This is a genomic window from Paenibacillus sp. FSL R5-0473 (assembly GCF_038004565.1).
GTDB lineage: Bacteria > Bacillota > Bacilli > Paenibacillales > Paenibacillaceae > Paenibacillus > Paenibacillus amylolyticus.
The window spans coordinates 4,492,903-4,512,123 of the sequence record NZ_JBBORL010000001.1; the positions used below are offsets into that span (position 1 = coordinate 4,492,903).

Annotated in this window: 19 protein-coding genes; 8 read left to right on the forward strand and 11 right to left on the reverse strand. The window is 46.3% G+C overall.

What is annotated here, in order from left to right; translation table 11 throughout:
* Positions 1-222: 222 nt before the first annotated feature.
* Together MKY28_RS19810 and MKY28_RS19815 are read right to left on the reverse strand one after the other, a co-directional pair.
* Positions 223-2,007, reverse strand: a complete 1,785-nt coding sequence (locus MKY28_RS19810) for a proline--tRNA ligase (protein WP_340936736.1) — start codon at positions 2,005-2,007, stop codon at positions 223-225.
* A 370-nt stretch (positions 2,008-2,377) separates the two neighbouring features.
* The gene (locus MKY28_RS19815; RefSeq protein WP_340936738.1) at positions 2,378-4,324 is read right to left on the reverse strand and encodes an FAD-dependent oxidoreductase; all 1,947 of its coding nucleotides are present in this window, start codon (positions 4,322-4,324) and stop codon (positions 2,378-2,380) included.
* Between the two features lie 436 nt (positions 4,325-4,760).
* Between MKY28_RS19815 and MKY28_RS19820 the strand changes: the two genes are divergently transcribed.
* A complete protein-coding gene (locus MKY28_RS19820; protein WP_076319046.1) occupies positions 4,761-5,432 on the forward strand; it encodes a 3'-5' exonuclease in 672 nt (223 codons plus the stop codon).
* Between the two features lie 57 nt (positions 5,433-5,489).
* On the opposite strand, the gene MKY28_RS19825 is transcribed toward MKY28_RS19820, so the two are convergent.
* From MKY28_RS19825 to MKY28_RS19835, 3 genes are all read right to left on the reverse strand, one after another.
* Positions 5,490-6,491 carry a helix-turn-helix transcriptional regulator gene (locus tag MKY28_RS19825; protein WP_340936739.1) on the reverse strand — a complete coding sequence of 334 codons (1,002 nt, stop codon included), beginning with the start codon at positions 6,489-6,491 and terminating at the stop codon, positions 5,490-5,492.
* A gap of 121 nt (positions 6,492-6,612) precedes the next feature.
* The gene (locus tag MKY28_RS19830; protein WP_017690195.1) at positions 6,613-7,317 is read right to left on the reverse strand and encodes a hypothetical protein; all 705 of its coding nucleotides are present in this window, start codon (positions 7,315-7,317) and stop codon (positions 6,613-6,615) included.
* Positions 7,318-7,524: 207 nt separating this feature from the next.
* The gene (locus MKY28_RS19835; RefSeq protein WP_017690196.1) at positions 7,525-7,692 is read right to left on the reverse strand and encodes a hypothetical protein; all 168 of its coding nucleotides are present in this window, start codon (positions 7,690-7,692) and stop codon (positions 7,525-7,527) included.
* A 330-nt stretch (positions 7,693-8,022) separates the two neighbouring features.
* Between MKY28_RS19835 and MKY28_RS19840 the strand changes: the two genes are divergently transcribed.
* The 6 genes from MKY28_RS19840 (at position 8,023) to queF (ending at position 12,163) form a co-directional block, all read left to right on the forward strand.
* Positions 8,023-8,478: a hypothetical protein gene (locus MKY28_RS19840; RefSeq protein ID WP_036611459.1), complete on the forward strand. Its 456-nt coding sequence runs from the start codon at positions 8,023-8,025 to the stop codon at positions 8,476-8,478.
* Positions 8,479-8,496: 18 nt separating this feature from the next.
* Complete coding sequence (locus MKY28_RS19845) at positions 8,497-9,201, forward strand: AIM24 family protein (protein ID WP_036668803.1); 705 nt, start codon at positions 8,497-8,499, stop codon at positions 9,199-9,201.
* 386 nt (positions 9,202-9,587) lie between these two features.
* Positions 9,588-10,268 carry a 7-cyano-7-deazaguanine synthase QueC gene (gene queC / locus MKY28_RS19850; protein WP_076209865.1) on the forward strand — a complete coding sequence of 227 codons (681 nt, stop codon included), beginning with the start codon at positions 9,588-9,590 and terminating at the stop codon, positions 10,266-10,268.
* Positions 10,265-10,756 carry a 6-carboxytetrahydropterin synthase QueD gene (gene queD / locus MKY28_RS19855; protein ID WP_036611465.1) on the forward strand — a complete coding sequence of 164 codons (492 nt, stop codon included), beginning with the start codon at positions 10,265-10,267 and terminating at the stop codon, positions 10,754-10,756. The genes queC and queD overlap by 4 nt, the downstream gene beginning before the upstream one ends.
* Positions 10,749-11,522, forward strand: a complete 774-nt coding sequence (gene queE / locus MKY28_RS19860) for a 7-carboxy-7-deazaguanine synthase QueE (RefSeq protein WP_340936740.1) — start codon at positions 10,749-10,751, stop codon at positions 11,520-11,522. The genes queD and queE overlap by 8 nt, the downstream gene beginning before the upstream one ends.
* A gap of 149 nt (positions 11,523-11,671) precedes the next feature.
* Positions 11,672-12,163, forward strand: a complete 492-nt coding sequence (gene queF, locus MKY28_RS19865) for a preQ(1) synthase (RefSeq protein WP_036668798.1) — start codon at positions 11,672-11,674, stop codon at positions 12,161-12,163.
* Between the two features lie 339 nt (positions 12,164-12,502).
* Here queF and MKY28_RS19870 read toward each other — a convergent pair whose 3' ends face one another.
* On the reverse strand, positions 12,503-12,706 hold the full coding sequence (locus MKY28_RS19870) for a hypothetical protein (protein WP_340936741.1): 204 nt from the start codon (positions 12,704-12,706) through the stop codon (positions 12,503-12,505).
* A gap of 253 nt (positions 12,707-12,959) precedes the next feature.
* Between MKY28_RS19870 and MKY28_RS19875 the strand changes: the two genes are divergently transcribed.
* Positions 12,960-14,234: an MFS transporter gene (locus MKY28_RS19875; protein WP_340936742.1), complete on the forward strand. Its 1,275-nt coding sequence runs from the start codon at positions 12,960-12,962 to the stop codon at positions 14,232-14,234.
* Positions 14,235-14,656: 422 nt separating this feature from the next.
* Here the strand turns inward: MKY28_RS19875 and MKY28_RS19880 are convergent, their stop codons facing one another.
* The 5 genes from MKY28_RS19880 to MKY28_RS19900 form a co-directional block, all read right to left on the reverse strand.
* A complete protein-coding gene (locus MKY28_RS19880) occupies positions 14,657-15,145 on the reverse strand; it encodes a prolyl-tRNA synthetase associated domain-containing protein (protein WP_340936743.1) in 489 nt (162 codons plus the stop codon).
* Positions 15,146-15,203: 58 nt separating this feature from the next.
* Positions 15,204-16,049, reverse strand: coding sequence for an EcsC family protein (locus MKY28_RS19885; RefSeq protein ID WP_340936744.1), 846 nt, complete (start codon positions 16,047-16,049; stop codon positions 15,204-15,206).
* Between the two features lie 194 nt (positions 16,050-16,243).
* Positions 16,244-17,224 (reverse strand): glycoside hydrolase family 43 protein, encoded by a 981-nt coding sequence (locus tag MKY28_RS19890; RefSeq protein ID WP_338591768.1) that lies wholly within the window; start codon positions 17,222-17,224, stop codon positions 16,244-16,246.
* A 362-nt stretch (positions 17,225-17,586) separates the two neighbouring features.
* The gene (locus MKY28_RS19895; protein ID WP_340936745.1) at positions 17,587-17,796 is read right to left on the reverse strand and encodes a hypothetical protein; all 210 of its coding nucleotides are present in this window, start codon (positions 17,794-17,796) and stop codon (positions 17,587-17,589) included.
* On the reverse strand, positions 17,789-19,210 hold the full coding sequence (locus MKY28_RS19900) for an arabinan endo-1,5-alpha-L-arabinosidase (RefSeq protein WP_340937985.1): 1,422 nt from the start codon (positions 19,208-19,210) through the stop codon (positions 17,789-17,791). The genes MKY28_RS19895 and MKY28_RS19900 overlap by 8 nt, the downstream gene beginning before the upstream one ends.
* Positions 19,211-19,221: the final 11 nt, after the last annotated feature.

Here is a 19,221-nt window from a genome sequence, read left to right on the forward strand (position 1 = left end):
GTATGATCATCTTCAAATCCTTAATCATAAAATCATTTGTATACTAAATACAACTATCCAAATATAGTTATTTCGTATGATATCACTCATAAAATCCTACCAAATTTTATGCCTATAGCCCTCTTTTTCATGCTCACATTGAAATTTTAGCAATCAAAATCAGCTACCGCATCAAATTCGGTACTATTATATGAACTCATATAATTAGCGATTCCCCTGAATTTAGGAAGTGAGCTGTTCCTTCACATAAAGCACAGCTTCCTGTGCAGTCAACCCGATTCGTTTCGATTCACCTGTTGCTGCAAGTGCGTGTGATCCCAGTTCGACCTGTCCTTCGGCTGCTCCTCGGCCAATAACGATCTGCACAGGCAATCCAATCAGCTCCGCATCCTTGAATTTCACACCTGGACGTTCATCCCGGTCATCAACCAATACCGTGTAACCGCCATCGATCAATTGTTGCTCCAGTTTCAGGGTAAGCTGACGCTGCTGCTCATCCTTCCAACTTACTGTAATCAGATGCACATCATATGGCGCCACAGCAGCCGGCCAACGAATGCCGTCATCTCCTGCATATTGTTCAGCTATAGCGGCCATCAGGCGGGATACGCCAATGCCGTAACACCCCATGACTGGCGCACACTGGCGACCATTACGATCCAGGAATGAAGCACCCATGGCATCACTATATTTCGTCCCCAATTTGAAAATGTGTCCAACCTCAATACCTTTGGTAAACACAAGTGGTGATCCACATGTTGGACAAGCATCCCCCTCCGCAGCAAAGCGGATTCGTTCTACTCGCTCCAATGCAAAATCAATCCCTGGGCGTACACCGGAAACATGCACATCCACTTCATTGGCTCCTGTAATTGCACTCTTCATCACTGCCACGTCAGCGTCCACCACCATCGGCAGATTTAGTCCAATCGGACCCAGGAATCCTACCTTCAGATTTGGATGAGCCGCAATGGCTGCATCGTCTGCAAGGATCAGTTCCTCTGCCCCCAACACCTGCTTCAATGCGATGTCATTCAGTTCATGATCTCCACGCACAAGCGCAGCGACGAGCTGACCATCCGCCACATAAAGCAGCGTTTTGATCATATGTTCAGCACCTTTGCCCACAAAAGTGGTTAACTCTGCGATCGTACGAACGCCAGGTGTCGAGATACGTACTACGTTTTTCACTCCTGAATGTTGATCCGTTTGAAGCGCGGAGTCTGCACTCGCAGAATCAGCTGGAACTTCCAAGCTTCCTTCTTTTTTCTCCATATCTCCAGAAGTCTGATAACCCGCCTTCTCCAGATTTGCAGCATATCCACAATGTTTGCAGGTTACAATTGTGTCCTCACCCACATCAGCAAGAGCCATGAACTCATGTGTTTCCCCTTGACCGCCAATCGTTCCCGCGTCCGCCTCAACACGGATATAGTCCAGACCACAACGCTCTAGAATGCGACTATACGCCGTGTTCATCGCCTGATAAGTCCGATCAAGCTCTTCCCAGTCCGAAGCAAAAGAGTACGCATCCTTCATGATGAACTCACGACCGCGCAGCAATCCAAATCGAGGACGGCGCTCATCCCGGAACTTGGTTCCGATCTGGTACAGGGTGAATGGCAACTTACGATACGAGCTCACCTCGTCCCGCGCTAAAGCGGTTACGACTTCCTCATGTGTTGGTCCAAGAGCAAATTCCCGTGCATGACGATCCTTCAGACGCATCAATTCAGGACCATACTGTGTGTATCTTCCGGATTCTTCCCACAACTCCGCAGGCTGCATAATCGGCAGTAACACTTCCTGACATCCAGCACGATCCATCTCTTCACGAACGATCCGTTCAACATTTAACAATATACGCCGTCCAAGGGGCAGGTAACTGTATATCCCTGCTGCCAGTTGGCGAATCATGCCGGAACGCAGTAACCAGCGATGTCCCGCTGCATCTGCCTCCGCTGGCGCTTCACGTAATGTTGGGACAAGCATTTCACTTTGACGCATCATAACACACTCCTAATCTTCCTTTTTTTGTTATCAAATACAGCGCATAAACAGCAAAAAGACACATCCGTCAAGGGACGAATGTGTCGTGGTACCACCCTTATTTAACTGCAAATTAATCCGTTCGCAACCTATGCGATCTGTAACATGCAGTCCTACGGGGCATAACGGGCCCTGCCGGCGGAGGTTGCAACCCTGTATGGGCATTCTCTTCCGCAGCTCGCGAGGTAGGAATTTATGAAGCAGCTACAGGAACCTTGCACCACACTGTTCCCTCTCTGTTGAAGCTGGCTTGCACAATCATGTCCTCGTTATAACGCTGTTATCATTTTTGACCACATTAGTTCATTTACAAGTAATTGTCAACCAATTAGTCGAATACAACTCCAGAATAATACTCCACTACATCACGAATGAGCATAAACGCATCCCCATTGGTAAGATTGTTCTTGTCAGCAATGCCAGCAAGCGTGTCGGCACTTATAAAGTTTTGTGTTTGCAAATGAGCAAGTGCCTGTTCAAGTGAAGTTTCCGTTTCTGAAGATCCCATTGCCAGACATAACATATACGCAGCCTGATCCAACGTTAAAGGTAGGGTTACGGCATTCTCCATATTTGCTAGAGCTTGGTCAGCACTACCTGTGTAGGCTTCTGGAAACATCGCTTGCATTCTTTTCAATTTACTTAAAAATCGTTCTGGATTCATTCCTTTATCCAGTTCCCAACCATCGTTATTATAATTGCCTGAAGTCATATACATACTCGCTGCAGCCAGCAATCCCTTGTAATCCTTATGCTCCATATAATCAGGCTGTTCGAAACGATGTACTTTCAGATCCATCCCCTGATTCTCCAGCATCTTACGTAGTTCAGATGCTCGCTCTTCGGAAGTTGAGAGTTCGCGGAAGGACTCCTTATGGATATATGCCAGCTTGACCGCCGCTCCTGCTGCTTCTCCCTCTGCCATTCCCAGTGGGACAACTCTTGCACTACCGTGTGGGATTGTATCAAAACTTGCTGCACGTCCAACGACGAGCAAACCATCAACCTTTAGCGGTACAAGCGAGCGAAAAGGTACACCATATTGAATCGGACTCAACATAATCGTGCCGGGATTTCCAACACTCGTGCTCTGAATATCAATATCGTATGAGCCGTATCCAATAGCATCCCAATGATCACGATTTTCCATGACATCAGCTAATGTTAATCGGTACTCGCCATAGATATGACGTGATTCTCTCACGTAAAGCTCGTCTGCTGTTCCAGCATATTTTAGCCCTGCAAATTCATCATAATTTTTCTTCAGAAAATCAACAATTAGTGGGGCTTCTTTACGCCCGATTTCCAGACCTTTTTTCACAGATATCGGATCTAACGGATCTACCCCAAAGATTTGCATCGTATTAATCAAGATTGTATCATCATTTTGTCTTCCGATATTCAGACTTCGAATCTTAATATGTTGTGGATTGGAGGATTCATATTTTCTAGCATCACCGTACCCCCAAGCACTCATCTTATCAACCCCGGTTCCCTCTCTTTCCCTAAACTTTTGCCATACCTCATCAGTAACACCGCTTAACTTGAATACAAGCGTAGAGACCATTTTGGATTTACCATCTCCAATATCTTGTCTACCTATGGAGTATGGAACTCCTGCAGCGGCTGCAATATCCGCATCTTGCGTTGCATCAATGATGGAGCGGGTTGAAATCTGAACAGTTGTTCCATCTTCTTTAGTTATGCTCATACCCATTATTGTCGTGTGATCTCCCGTAGATTGTTCAGTAAGGGGGACTAATTCCTTAACATTCATCAACAGGTCAATATTAGGTTCAGAACGAACCATCCGATAGAAAATGTTAGCCGCTGTGTTGGTATCAAATGAACTACCCTCGATCTGGTCAAACCATTCCTGGAAGATACCTTTGTTCAAAAAGTCAGGCTGCCGCAAACTACTCAATAACTGCGGTTGTTCAGGGGAATAATTTAGATCCAGTGTATTAAGGCCTCCCTCGGTCAACAATCCTCCCAACATGTTGCGATCTCTTGCTTCCACCAGCAATACACGCATCCCATTACGGGCAGCTGATAAGGCAGCAGTAATACCTTCCGGATCCGTTCCAGCTACAATAACGTTATAGGAATCTTTCAGGTTTAGTGTAGATTGCACGTCCTCCAAAGGCTGCCATACATAATTATTATTAAATTTATAATTCTTGTTCCAAATATAGAATGCACCATATGCAGCGCTCATTAAAACAATAAACACACTGGCTATAATTGCTGTTATTTTCAATTTTCTACTAATCAAAGAAACAAACCTCCATATGTACTTTAAATCCAATAATACTAACTCGTGAAGTAGTTTTATTACTGTTATACCAACAACCGACTAACTTTTCCTCCTTTCCTACATGAGTATGCTATAAATAACAAAAAACTCCCCAACACTTCAAACCGTGTTAGGAAGTTTTGATAATAAGACGGAAAATTCTACTTTTAAGTTGCCATAAATACAAACAAAACACAGGAAAGTCCCTAACTTTCCTCATTATAACGACCACTTTTGGCGAAGTAAAGACTTACCAAAACCGGAAATGCATTAGAAAGATCATTAAACACTCAGACTGTTCGTTCATCCTGACTACAATGAATTCTCTGGCGATGGCTGACATGGCAGCACGTTCCCTGTAATATAGAGAAATAGAAATCTATCACAGGTATTAATCGATAAAGGAGCTTGTCCTATGCCATATATCATATATGATCTTGAATTCACGGTAAGTCGCAATACTCGCTATTCTTCTGAAATTATTGATATCGGTGCCGTCAAAGTTACGGAAAGTTCAGATGGATTGGTCGTAACGGATACGTTCCATACGTATGTTCGTCCTTCCAACAAGTCCGTTCTGTCCACTGACACGATTCAGTTTACAGGTATCACACAGAAAGATATTGATGCAGCCCCCCTTTTTCCGGCAGCACTGAACCAATTCATTGCCTGGATGGGAAGTGACCCCTATTACATGTGTTCCTGGGGACCCGATGACCGCAGCAAACTGATCTCTCATTGTCGCACCCATCAACTTGATGTGGCCTGGATCACCAATCATAACGATCTCCAGCAACAATGGTCCCGCACCGTTCGTAAAGAAGGCAAGTTCCGTCAACTCGGACTCGCTCAGGCTCTTGAAATCTGCGGAATTGAATTTGATGGTACCCAGCATCGTGCCTTGGATGATGCCATCAATACAGCCAAGGTGTTTATGCATCAATTTGACCGTTTCACTCTGGAAAACAACTGTGCAGCCGATGATGAGGGCATTACATCCAAGGTTGTTTATTCCAGCTCCACAGAAGATGAAGAAAAAGAATCTCCATTTGGCAATCTGGCAAGCCTTTTCAAAACCAAAGAGTAACCGTCCACAGCACAATACTTAATCGTGTTTTGGCTTAGGATAGGTGGCATTCTAATCTCAACTTTTATTGTACATTTGTTGCCAATAGTTTAGACGTTCTTTCATCTTGATGCGGCAGATCTCCGGTTCGAGAATTTCCGCATCAGGTCCATATTTAGATATCCATACAAGAAATTCGTCAACATCACTTAATATGGCTTCAAATAACAGGCTACCTTCCGGTTCAATGGTTAGGATGGGTCGCATAAAAAATTGCTCCTGCATCACACGCTCCACAGTATGGGGTGCAAATCGAATTTTGAACGCAGTCCACTCCGTACTTCCCTCGTATGCCCAAGGAATGCGGAAGTGCGATTGCATCAGATAATCCTCTTTGCGAAACGTGCGTGGCAATATTCGTATCTTTTGCAGCCGGCTCACCTGAAATATTCGAAGTTTCTCCGACAGGTGACAATACCCTAACAGCTCAAATCTGTATTCACGAGGGATAAGACAGTAAGGATCTATACGTATGATCCCTTTTTTACCTTGAGACAGATACTCCCCTTCAATGGTGTTCTGTGAAATGCCAGCCTGAAGCAGGGTAATCATGGATTGATTCTGCGAATCGTTGTTTTCATTTTGCCATGCGGGCAATCCCGCTTTGAACAATCCACTAATTTGCTCCGACCATTCCACTCGTTCTGTTTTGTTTTTCTGACTCGCAGCAACCACTTTCTCATAAGCGCTCTCAAAAGCAGGTTTCAGCAAAGGACGAATATTCTCCATAACTTCAGCAAGATGCATGAAAGCTTGGGCTTCTTCATCAGACCAATTTAGCGGATACATGGCAAATTGGCTGATAAACATGTACCCTTGCCCGTGTCCCATATTGGCGATCGGGATATGCATTGCACTGAGGGCCTCCATGTCGCGGTATATCGTCCTTTCCGTCGTCTCGCATCGCTGGGCGAGTTCACGTGCCAGTATGCCTGGCTTCGCCTGCACCAGCGTTATAATGCGCATTAATCGGATTAGTCGGTCTGTCATTTTGCCGGACCCTCCACGATGTTGTTTCAATAAATTTGATACAACTCCATCCATTGTTTAATATGATATTGATACATACATTCGACCTTCTCCTAAACTTCACCTTCAAATATGTAGACTCTCTCTATACCGTTAACATCTGAAATCAACCCTATTCCCCTAATATCTTTTTTTCACGATCATGATATCCTGTTGTAAACGTGATCTCATAGTGATAACGCAACTTTTCAACGATCTCGGCTTCCGCGTAATAGTCCAGATCTTGCTTCCGCGCAGCTTCAATTAACAAGGCATCAGCATGACGACGTAACATATTACTTCCCTCTTGAACCCGGCCTCTTTCGTAGGCGCGCAGGGCTTGTTTGATCAGGGGCACGGTTTCACTTAATTTGATCGTCTTCTCCACCTTGGGATCTTCCGGCTGTCGCAGCATGCCCAGATGACTGGTGTACTGAATATACAACTGTTCTCTTCGTAACAATACACGTTGACTTTGCTTCAACTTCCTTGTGCTCCAGTAGGCTGAACATACGGCAGCTTTTCCTGATACACGGGGTCCCATGACGAATTCAAGCAAAATTTGTTTACTTTCTCCCTTGTACATATCCCCAAGCCTCAATAACCAGCCAATATCCGTTTCCTTGGAACGACATCCATAAATGCCTTTTAGCTGTACTCCATATTCCGGTTTGAGCAAAAGTTCCAAATCTCTTGATACAATTTTGGGTGCTATTTTCCTAAGTCTTTTGGCAGGGGCACCGTTACGCCACTCTACCATCATATATACGGGGTCGGCTCCCCCTGTCGGTATGGCCTCTTTATTCCACGAATAAGATACTTCAAAGACTGAGTTCACTGGTAGTCTCTCCCCCGATTTATGTGTATTATCTTCTAAGTTATCAGGGTGAATGGACACTATATTGTCACGGAACACATGTTCTCATTAAATTTTTCCAATATATTAGTTTTATATCCCTAAATCCGTCTCAATACGACAATAAACGACGAAAAAGCCTGGCACTAGGCCAAGCTTATCAATCACTTATCTATGACAAGTCCCAAATTAAACAGTAGGATGATCGATTCCCATTTTATGTAAATATTGTACACCATCTGCTTCGTTTACCGGTGCATAGGTGACACTGTCAATGACCAGCTTACGCCCTACTGGCTCTCCATTAACAGTGATCATAATCGTTTTGGTTGATGTGTTCTGATCTGTTGTGTACATATGTTTCTACTCCTTCATGTTCACGATCTTATATTCAATCGGATATATTGGTATCGTTCATTAAATTGCGTATTTGTGAATAGCATGCACCCGGAACTGAAGTAAAAGATCTGTAAAACGGTCCGGTATGCTTGCCTATCGTTCTATTACCCCGCAGATTTGTAAGCTAAACAGCCCTGTTCCTAAAAAATTTTATATATTTCGGGTAATAAAACGATATCATCTTGAACCCATCGTCCCGGTTTTGACGTATAATGTAAGAGCCGTATTTCAACAATAGACGACGAATTCGGCGATTGATCTATCTAACCGAAGAAAGAGGTGTTAACGATGCCAAAATCCATTCAGGGTTATTTCATTCGGGTGTTATTCACCACATGCATTCTATTTACCGTTTCGATCGCTTCGACAGTAAGTGCAGCCAGTGCCAATATTTTTACGGATATATACAGCGGATGGGAGCGAGTCTCCGAATTGCCCGGAGAAGTGAACGCTCTGCAGGAAAGTTATAAGCAAACGATGGAGCAATTAAATCAAACGTCTGCTCAGTTGGGACAAGCCCAGGCCAATGTCGAAGCATTTAAGACCCAGAACGAACAACTGCTGGCTCAGAACCAGAAACTCACTGAAATGGTAAGTAAATTACAGGACGACCAGAATGCCAAAGCAGCTACCACCAAACGAATTCAGACGACGATCATCACTGTCGTTTCTCTCATATTGGGTTACTTTGTTCTGATTCGTGTGATGCGCTGGGGAATGCGTCGCCGTTCGGGCCGAGTATAAAAGAACAGGAGCAACTGCATGAACATACACCTGAACAATGCTGAAGCAGGCGGAGCAGGACAAGTCGTCACATTTTCACTGATTAAAGATGACCGCCTTCATATTTTGCATCCGCAGCAAATTGTGGCCTTCCGCGGTCCAAGTGGGAGTCGCAATGATAAATTCATGAATATCACGGGCATATATCGCAAAAAAAAGCTGATTAAATCCGAAATCACCGGACCTTGCCAATTTGTGGCTGCCCTGCCTCCCGGATTCACGATGAAGGAAGTGGAGCTCACGGAGGACAGTGATCTGCTCTATGACTTCCGCCACCTGTTCTTCTACTCTGATGGTGTAACCATGCATACCAAAATTCAGAAAATCAAAAACATGCTGATCACCCGTGATGCAGTGAAAATGAAATTTTCCGGCAAAGGCAAAATCGGATTGCTCACTCAAGGTCAGGTCTGCCAACAGGAACTTCACCCAACAGCGCCACTCTATGTGGATGCTGGCAGTATTATTGCCTATCCTGAAAATGCACATCTGGAACTCACCGTATATGGTAACAATCTTGCCAGTCAGCATATGAATTATCATTGGAAGATGACAGGACATGGATCTGTACTCTTTCAGGCTGGACGTGAGAATCACCGCTTGGAACAGGATCTCAACGATGAGGGACTATTCAAACGAATTCTGAAAGAAGTGATCCCTTTCGGCAATGTATTGATCAAATAAACTGATCAAATAAGCTGTTAGTTTGTGGAGCCGACCGATTAGCTGCCACTATGCTCCAGTGGGGTGGTCACCACACCGTTTCATGTTATAATGGTTCAGACAATTGAAGAAGAAAATCCATGCCTGTGGCATGGGAGAGGTTCGCGAACTCCCTCTATAAGACTTGACCATGTGATGGTCAGTATAAGTCTTGCGTACACGTTGCGGTCACCATGCAATCATGTACGTAAAAAACTAAGGACACTTACTCTTGCCTGCTTTTTTGAAGCGGTTATCGAGAAGGTGTGTTTTTTGATGGATGCCAGTTCATGAACTTCTCTGTTCTTCCGACACTCTATGCCTATGTGCATGGTTTGATCTCAAGAAGATAGAGAGGTTTTTTTATGTTGAACGAAGAAAAAGCAGTCGTTGTATTCAGCGGCGGTCAGGATAGTACCACGTGTCTGTTCTGGGCCAAACAACAGTTTGCCGAAGTCGAGGTTGTTACGTTTGATTATGGTCAGCGCCACAAGCTGGAGATTGAATGTGCAGCCGAGATCGCTCGTGATCTGGGCGTACAGCAAACGGTACTCGATATGAGCCTGTTAAATCAGCTTGCCCCCAATGCGCTCACTCGCACGGATGTGGAGATTACACATGAAGAAGGCGAACTGCCAAGCACATTTGTAGATGGACGGAATCTGCTGTTCCTCAGTTTTGCGGCCATTATGGCCAAGCAAAAAGGAGCACGTCACCTGGTTACAGGTGTATGTGAGACGGATTTCAGCGGATACCCGGATTGCCGGGATTCATTTGTGAAATCGATGAATGTGACGCTTAACCTGTCGATGGACTATCCATTTGTCATCCACACCCCGCTCATGTGGCTGGACAAAGCCCAAACGTGGAAGATGGCCGATGATCTCGGTGCCTTTGATTATGTCCGTGAGCGTACTCTGACCTGTTATAACGGTGTGATCGGCGATGGATGCGGAGATTGCCCCGCATGCAAACTGCGCAAAGCTGGACTGGATCGCTATGTACAGCAACGTACTGCTGCTGAATCGGCGGGAGTGGATGTACGATGAGAGAGCCAGGAACATTCCGTATTGTAGAGCATCTGCAACGCATCGGAGAAGATATTCTACCCACCCAGCTGCGCTATCACCGCAAACGTGTGCTTGTAAGTAAAGAATTCACCTTTGACGCAGCACATCACCTGCATTGTTATGAAGGCAAGTGCAAGAACCTGCACGGTCATACGTATAAAGTTATTTTTGGTATCAGCGGTTATCCGGGTGAAACCGGGCTGACAGTTGATTTTGGACATATCAAGGATATATGGAAAACTCAGATTGAGGGATATCTGGATCATCAGTACCTCAACGAGACACTTCCTTTAATGAATACCACGGCTGAAAATATGGTCGTTTGGCTGTTCGAACAGATGGAACATGCGCTCCAGACGGAACCCTACGCCGGGCTGACCGATGGTGGGCGGACGGAGTTTGTCCGACTTTTCGAGACACCCACCAGTTACGCGGAAGCGAGACGGGAGTGGATGATCGATGAGTAGTGTGACACAGCAGGTGAATGAGACGGGATCTCGCAAAGAGGCTCGTATTCCCGTGATGGAGATTTTTGGTCCGACGGTTCAAGGCGAAGGCATGGTCATCGGACAAAAAACGATGTTTGTTCGTACCGCCGGCTGCGATTATCGCTGCTCCTGGTGCGACTCGGCCTTTACCTGGGACGGCAGTGGCAAGGACCTGATTCGAATGATTACGCCAGAGGATGTATGGGAAGAATTGCGCCGCGTTGGCGGCACCCGTTTCTCCCATGTTACTATCTCTGGCGGTAATCCCGCCCTGCTCGCTTCGCTGGGCGGGTTGGTTGCCCTGCTGCGGGAGAACGGCATCCGCACAGCGGTGGAGACGCAGGGCTCCCGCTGGCAGCCTTGGCTGGCGGACATTGACGAAGTCACTGTCTCGCCTAAGCCACCCAGCTCCGGCATGGACACCGATTGGGCCGTGCTGGATGATCTGATCGGACGGCTGGCCGCTGGCCCGGTAGAACGAAGTCACAGTCTGAAGATCGTGATCTTCGATGAGACAGACTTGGACTATGCCCGCCGTGTGCATGCACGGTATCCGGGCACGGATTTATTTTTACAAACCGGGAACCCGGATGTGACTTCCGCCGATACGCCAGATCTGGCGTCCTCACTGCTTGCTCGTTATGAGTGGCTGATCGACCAAGTCAGTGCCTCCGATGACCTGAATGATGTTCGTGTGCTTCCACAGCTTCATACGTTGGTATGGGGCAACAAACGCGGCGTGTGATGGGCAGTATGGGTGGAATGGGCGGCATGATGTAAGGATGAGGGCGAAAGGTCCTTAGAAAATAAGAGAATTCAACAGGCAAAAAAATGCCTATTCATATATACCGCGAGGCTTCGGCTTTGACGGAAACAAGGAGCGTTTAATAACCGATGAGACAACCTGATGAAATGCAAGATGTGACGTTGCTGGGCAACCAGAACGTTAAATATACGTTTGAATATGATCCAGGAATCTTGGAGAACTTTGATAACAAACATCCGTACCGTGATTATTTTGTGAAATTCAACTGCCCGGAGTTCACCAGTCTGTGCCCGATTACGGGTCAGCCGGACTTTGCAACCATCTATATCAGCTACATTCCCGATGTGAAAATGGTCGAGAGTAAATCACTCAAGCTGTACCTGTTCAGCTTCCGTAACCATGGTGATTTCCACGAGGATTGCGTGAATATTATCATGAACGACCTGATCAAGCTGATGGACCCCCGCTACATCGAAGTATGGGGTAAATTCACACCGCGCGGCGGCATCTCCATTGACCCGTATACGAACTATGGTAAGCCGGGAACAAAGTACGAGCAGATGGCCGACCACCGCATGATGAATCATGATATGTATCCGGAGACGATTGATAATCGTTAAATCGTTAGGTTCATCTATTCTGTATAAGATAGAATCATAGAGTGCCAAAAGCCGAACTCTGCTATATAAGTTGAACTAAAGATTATTTACACTGAACACTACGATGACAGAACAACCTTCCAATCGCTGTTATCCCCAGATTTTTTTACATTCCCTTTTCTAAAAGGGAAAATCCGGGGATAAAGGCGAACGCTTCGCTTTTTCAGGTTTTTTCTGCCCTCTCCGTTATCGTGTAAATGATTAATTCAGCTTATATAGCTTAAGAAGTTCGGCTTTTTAGTATAAACCTTTAGAAACTCAGTCTCTCAATACAATGGGATCGCAGCGCATTCAAGTAGACTAATCCTCCTTTAGTGCTTTGATTTTTTTAATGTAATGTCTCAACATCATCACACCAATCGATTGAAAAATGATAAATATGACGATAGCCACAGACAAAGATGCTGGGGAAACATATATAGCCTGAAACGTTATTACAGCCATATACAAAATAGTCATCACCAACTCACGTTTGGCGGATTCATAAGGTGATAAGGATTTCATATCCATCCCTCCTCTATCCTTCTTACACATAAATATGGGTCTTCTTACAGTAGATGCTAAAGTAATACGTTTATTTTGTAAATGTAATGCTATTAATAAACACCTCGGAAATAGAGTTCAATTCATCAACGTTTTCCCTTGTTCCCCTTGTCGGTCCAATCAATCTATCCTATTATGTAACAATATGCTTACACGCATATATTACAACATCAGGCGCTGATCCCTCGTGACCGCGACCAAAGGAGAATTGTACATGTCTACTCAATCCACTTTAACCAAGGACGCCACAGCGCGTTCGAAAGCCCCACCCGGATCGGATGCCCAAAGCACCGTTTACCGGATACTCATTGCCATCAGTTTGGTTCATCTCTTCAATGATTCGATCCAGTCGGTTATTCCAGCCATTTTTCCGATTTTGAAAGATTCCATGCATCTCACGTATACTCAGATCGGATGGATCTCATTTGCTATTAACTTTACCGCATCCATTATGCAGCCTGTCGTAGGCTGGTTTGCTGATAAAAAACCGACACCATCTATCCTGCCCATTGGCATGGGTTTTACATTTACCGGCATGTTGCTGTTGGCTTTCGCTGACAGTTATATGGCTGTCCTGATCTCCGTTATCTTTGTCGGTCTAGGTTCCGCCGCTTTCCATCCGGAAGGTTCACGGGTATCCCATATGGCTGCTGGTCAACGCCGTGGACTGGCACAGTCCATCTTCCAGGTTGGTGGTAACGCTGGGCAATCCCTTGCCCCATTGCTTACACGCTGGATCTTTATCCCGTTTGGACTGTTCGGTGCCATTGGATTTACAGGCATTGCTGCCATGGGAATTGCAGTTCAGATCTACATTGCCCGTTGGTATGGACGTATGCTGCAATCGGGAGGATACCTGCGTAGACAGGCTGCTGCCCGTCGTGCACCCAATCCTGCTTTGCGCAAAAAGATTACTGCCGCCATTACGCTATTGATCTTGCTCGTCTTTGTTCGTTCCTGGTATATCGCTTCCATTGGCAGCTTCTATGCGTTTAATCTGAAAGATACTTTTGGATTGTCCACAGAAGACGCGCAGATCTATATCTTCTTGTTCCTGGCTGCTGGAGCACTGGGTACGTTCTTCGGAGGCCCCTTGGCGGACCGATTCGGCAAACGTAACCTGATCTTCCTGTCCATGGCTGGAGCTGCTCCACTGGCTCTGTTGCTGCCCTATGCGAATCTGTTCTGGACAGGCGTACTGCTAACCATTATTGGCTTTATCATGTTATCCAGCTTCTCGGTTACGGTTGTATACGCACAAATGCTGATTCCAGGCAAAATCGGAACGGTTTCCGGTCTAATTACTGGTCTGGCATTTGGTATGGGAGGCCTGGGCGCACTCGTGCTGGGGAACTGGATTGATGTCTTCGCCGTATCACCAGTAATGCAGATGTGCAGCTTCCTACCACTGCTCGGGATTTTCACATTCCTGCTTCCATCCGATAAATTACTCAATATCTGGGCGAAAGAAAATGGTAGTGAGGAATAAAGAATACATCAACAGGTGTCCACTTTTTATTCTATATTAGATCCAATCCTTACGTGGCAGCATCGCCTTATAAGACGTTATCTTGCGCTAACGAACCTGACAGCACTTATTTGAACGAATACTGCTGGTTTCGCAATCTAAAGAATCTAAGCAACGTTATTCCAGAGAAAAAGGCCGAAAACCTTGGAATGTGCGTGTGAAATGTAGAAATAACGTGTCTGAGATTCTTTAGAAATCGGGATTAGTGAAATATCGCCCAATAGCGTCTGCTGAGTTCGTTAGATTTCACTTTAGTCACCTACATTTGCAGTATGAATAAAATGTTTGAACCATAACAAAAAGGTTCCCGCCATCTCTGTATATACAGAACGGCAGGAACCTTTTTGTTGTATATGTTTTCCTCGTATTTAGCATCAAACGTATTATTCAACGTCACACATGACAACGCTGCTGCCCTGAGCTGTAATCAGTTCCTTCACATCTTCAAATTCAAGAAATACCGTCGCCGTATTTTCCATGGGATGAATTCCAATTTTCTGACCATCTAAATCCTTGTCAAAAACTACGGTCACGTTTTTCTGTATATTATTAAACACTCCCATTGGATTTACATGGCCCTTTTCCAATCCGAGGAATTCCAACAAATCCTTTTCACTGGCAAAACTTAATTTGCGGCTAGGTATCTTTTCGCTTAAACTTCTCAAATCAACGGACTTTGTCCCAGCAATCGTCACCAGATAATAGTTGCGCTTCTTGTCATCACGCAGAAACAGATTTTTAACGATACGTTCTGTATGTGGAATCTGATAAGAGAATATTTCCTCCATCGTGTATACTGCGGAATGTTCAATACTTTCGTAAACGATATTATTGCGATCTAAAAGATCATAGAAACCCTGTTTGTTTAACATATCAAATTCATCTCTTTCAATATAAATATTCTTCTGTAATATGACTTCTTCTGTAATATTACTTCAAACGCTGAAGGATCAGCCGTTTTTTGTACAACATTTTGCCTGCTTCGGCTACATCTCGAATTGTATTTTTGTTGCTCACCGAACCAAACACCATGCCTGCAATCGGCACGAGTTGGAACAGCTTCTTCCAGCCAAAAGATTCACTGTAGGAGTTAAACACTTCCCGCCACCCCTGCATCTGCGATACCACTTCAATTGGCTTGTCCGGATCGTCGTAAACGGCCAGTTCTTCAATGATCGCTTTCTTGCCTACAATATCAGCGGAAGAGAATTGCAGACATTTGACAATAAAGATACGCTCCAGCGGTTCATCGGGATCATAACCGTAACACAGAGCCATCTCTTGCAGTACCTTCAAGGAAAGCCCCATCACCATCGGAATATCTGCTGCAATGGTTACAATGCCACCAAACCCTGTAGCTGCTCCCTGTGCCGCGGCAAACTTCGTTCGACTGTCAGTAATGTTATCCGCCACCTGGTCCAGCACCTGAAGTGGCAGATTCTCTACACTATGAATCTTCGCTGTCCCCTCCGCTTCAGCATCTTGCTCCAGACGATAGGTCGTATCCATCATGGAATAACCGGACCTCTCGGCTTCCTCTTGCAGCAGCTTGGCTACTTTTTTCTTTTGTACGAGGAACTTTCCTCCATTCTGCACATACTGACCCACATCGTTCAGGGAATCTCCGATCTTCTGTTTCAGCGCTTTAGGCATCACTTTATCCAACATCGCAAAGGGCAAACGCCCGATTTTATCCCAAATAAACAAGTCCTTCTGTTGTTTTTCCCACTTCAAAATCTGTTCAAGTTCCTTGTCCAACGTCTCGCGTGAATCCATCTGTGATCCTCCTAATAGGTTCTGCATCGTAATCTGTATCTTTCTCATACGCAGAAATCATCGTTGTGGTTGCTTTGTTTTGTGTCCAGGACACATATGTTCAGGCACTCTATCTTATCGTTCACATACAGAAGAGCCCTTAATCAGCATCACTCGCTAACTAAGGACTCTCGTATTTAAGGTTTCATTACCTCTTATTTTGCTTCAGCTACTGCGCTGCCATCTGGAACAGGAACACCGAAATCAGGTGTGCCATCTTCACGCCAATGAATCACTTGAGCACGGGCGTGACGGTTCGGATCATACAAGGGATCACCCTCGATGTCTTTGTAATTACGCGCATGATAAATCAGAATATCGGTCTTGCCATCCGGTGACACCGTAAAGCTATTATGACCCGGGCCGTATTGGCCGTTCGCTTCACAAGTCTGGAATACCGGCTCGGGTGATTTCACCCAGCTAGCCGGATCAAGCAAGTCGGCATTTTCATCTGCGGTGAGCAGACCCATACAATAATTGTAATCGGTCGCGCTGGCCGAGTAGCCGATGAACAAACGCCCATTCCGATGCATCACAGCGGCTCCTTCGTTGACCTTAAAGCCGATGATCTCCCAATCATACTCTGGCGTAGAGATCATAACCTGCTCGCCGCGTAGCGTCCATGGGTTCTCCATCTCGGCAATGTACAGGTTGGAGTTGCCCACAATATCGGGATCTTTCTGTGCCCAGACCAGATAGCGGATCCCCTTATGTTCAAAGGTCGTTGCATCCAGCGCAAATGATTCCCACCGTGTGTAAATCTGCCCTTTCTCTACCCACTCTCCTTCGAGTGGATTCGCAGAATCGTTCTCCAGGACATACATCCGATGATCGAACAGACCTTCGTTGGTCTCACTGGTGTGAGCCGCAGCGTAGTGTATGTACCATTTTCCATCGATAAAATGAATCTCCGGTGCCCAGATGTTGGCACTCATCGGCCCCGTGTCACGCTTGGTCCAAGCCGTTACTGGCTCGGCATCTCTTAACTCTTCCAACGTCTCTGCTCGCCGGATTTCGATCCGGTCAAAAGCTGGCACGGAAGCGGAGAAATAATAGTAACCGTCTGTATGACGGTACACCCACGGATCAGCACGCTGCTCCAGGATAGGATTAGTAAATGTAATGGAATCAGTCATGGGAATGCTCCCCTTTCAAATGTTGTTTGGCTCGAAGTTTAGGGATGTAACCCAATTGCGAAAAAGCGAAAACCCTTTTGGGGTGGTGCACAGCGGACGTTCGAGGGTGGTAGGGCCTTGGTGCTCTCTTGTCCTCCGATTTCTCTTTCCACCACTCTTGGCGGTTAAAATCGGATGCCAAACTCGCTCCTGCGGCTCCTTCCTCCCCCTCACTGCTTGTGCACCCTCGGAGCGGTAGCTCGCTCTCACCGCGCTCGCCGGGTTACAACCTCACTTCGAGCCTTTTTTGTTGGCTCGATCTTATGGGGTCGACCGCTTCGCAGGGTCAACTCTCCCCATGTAATGCTGGGCTGGCCGCAGAGCTATAGGCCAGCTTTGTCATGCACAGCGGACGTTCGGGTGTGGTAGGGCCTTGGCGCTCTCTTGTCCTCCGATTTCTCTTTCCACCGCTCTTGGCGGTTGAAATCGGATGCCAAACTCGCTCCTGCGACTCCTTCCTCCCCCTCACTGCTTGTGCACCTTTGGCGCAGCCACTCGCTCTTAATGCGCTCGCAGCTCGTCCCCTTACTCATCCGCTCCGCTGATCTGCTTGCCCCAGACCGCCACGCCGTGGTCATCGAGGCCTGTTACCACCAGCGTGGGCTGGCTTCGCTCCCAGTCCCAGGACGGGAGCAGCTTCAGCTCTTCTGTGGAAGCTCCGCCCCATGGGCTTTCTTTCCACTTCAGTGTCAGTGTTTGTTTGTCATCAAAGGTCCAGGTCCCTGAACCTTTTTCACTTTTAATCTTACCGTTGCTTGTTAGGGTATAAGGCACGGCTTGAATCTGCCCGTCTACGGATGGATCAAGCGCCATGCCTTCCCACTCCCCGGCAATCATGGACTTTGGAATGTCCTGTGCTTTCTCACCGGCGTAACGCTCCGGTGAAACCACAGGCCAGCCGTCCTTGGTCCATAACATTTTGCGTACATGCAGATAGGGCCAGTTTTTATCCGTCTCGCCCCGTGCATGATGCACGATGTAATAATCGTCTCCGTCCTTCAAAATGGAGTTATGTCCGGGAGCAACCCAGCCCTCGCCTTCTGTGAAACGATAACCGCCGAGAATTTTGGTGCCGATCTCATATTGCGGCAGATAATCTGTATCCAGCATGTTATTGCCGTTTATGTCTGTGTACGGTCCTGTGATTGAATCAGCACGCGCAACCCGCACGTTATAATCTTCGAACAAGGAATCATACGAGACGAACAAATAATACTTTTTGAACTCCGGGTTATACACAATGTATGGACCTTCCACTGCGCCCTCTTCAGTTGCACGATCCCGAGCAGCAATGCGAGTACCGTAACCCTCGTCCTTGAATTTCCCGGTGTCGGGATCAAGTGGCGCAATGTAGATTCCGTCAAAGAATGAACCGTATACCATCCACGAATTACCCTCGGCATCCACAATGGGATTGGCATCAATGGCATTTAATTTGTCTTGTTCATTCGCAGAGGTTTTCACAACGAGTCCTTCATCTGTCCATGGACCTTCGGGAGATGAGGATGTCTGAAGACCAATAGCCGACTGGGTACTGCCAAAAGAAGAAGCCGAATAATACATCCGATAGGTATCACCAGCCTGAATCACATCCGGTGCCCACAGATTGACTGCACCTGTCCAATCCAGCGCTTCTTGCGGAATCCCGGGCAGAGCCTGACCTACCCATGTCCAGTGGATCAGATCATCTGATTTGCGTACCATGACGCCGGGTTTCGCTTCTCCTGCTACACGAACGTCTGTGGAATAGACGTAGTATCCCTGGTCTGTTTTGATAATGGCCGGATCATGCGCATTGTTAACCGTCCAGCGTGATTCATCGTCCAAAATGGAAGTGTCGTACAACTGAGTATCTTGAGGAGCTTCAGGAAAGACGGGACGGGACACCGTTTCTCCTGCTCCTGCTCCAGAACAACCCGTAGCTCCAACAATCAACAATAACAACATGGAAGCAACCA

What these genes read in the sequence shown, in the direction of transcription:
- queE (WP_340936740.1), top strand. Translation starts at nt 10,749, where the DNA reads ATGAGTAGTGTGACACAGCAGGTGAATGAGACGGGATCTCGCAAAGAG.
- MKY28_RS19880 (WP_340936743.1), bottom strand. Translation starts at nt 15,145, where the DNA reads ATGTTAAACAAACAGGGTTTCTATGATCTTTTAGATCGCAATAATATC.
- MKY28_RS19875 (WP_340936742.1), top strand. Translation starts at nt 12,960, where the DNA reads ATGTCTACTCAATCCACTTTAACCAAGGACGCCACAGCGCGTTCGAAA.
- MKY28_RS19810 (WP_340936736.1), bottom strand. Translation starts at nt 2,007, where the DNA reads ATGCGTCAAAGTGAAATGCTTGTCCCAACATTACGTGAAGCGCCAGCG.
- MKY28_RS19835 (WP_017690196.1), bottom strand. Translation starts at nt 7,692, where the DNA reads ATGTACACAACAGATCAGAACACATCAACCAAAACGATTATGATCACT.
- MKY28_RS19845 (WP_036668803.1), top strand. Translation starts at nt 8,497, where the DNA reads ATGAACATACACCTGAACAATGCTGAAGCAGGCGGAGCAGGACAAGTC.
- queF (WP_036668798.1), top strand. Translation starts at nt 11,672, where the DNA reads ATGAGACAACCTGATGAAATGCAAGATGTGACGTTGCTGGGCAACCAG.
- queD (WP_036611465.1), top strand. Translation starts at nt 10,265, where the DNA reads ATGAGAGAGCCAGGAACATTCCGTATTGTAGAGCATCTGCAACGCATC.
- MKY28_RS19840 (WP_036611459.1), top strand. Translation starts at nt 8,023, where the DNA reads ATGCCAAAATCCATTCAGGGTTATTTCATTCGGGTGTTATTCACCACA.
- MKY28_RS19900 (WP_340937985.1), bottom strand. Translation starts at nt 19,210, where the DNA reads ATGTTGTTATTGTTGATTGTTGGAGCTACGGGTTGTTCTGGAGCAGGA.
- MKY28_RS19890 (WP_338591768.1), bottom strand. Translation starts at nt 17,224, where the DNA reads ATGACTGATTCCATTACATTTACTAATCCTATCCTGGAGCAGCGTGCT.
- MKY28_RS19870 (WP_340936741.1), bottom strand. Translation starts at nt 12,706, where the DNA reads ATGAAATCCTTATCACCTTATGAATCCGCCAAACGTGAGTTGGTGATG.
- MKY28_RS19820 (WP_076319046.1), top strand. Translation starts at nt 4,761, where the DNA reads ATGCCATATATCATATATGATCTTGAATTCACGGTAAGTCGCAATACT.
- MKY28_RS19885 (WP_340936744.1), bottom strand. Translation starts at nt 16,049, where the DNA reads ATGGATTCACGCGAGACGTTGGACAAGGAACTTGAACAGATTTTGAAG.
- MKY28_RS19895 (WP_340936745.1), bottom strand. Translation starts at nt 17,796, where the DNA reads ATGAGTAAGGGGACGAGCTGCGAGCGCATTAAGAGCGAGTGGCTGCGC.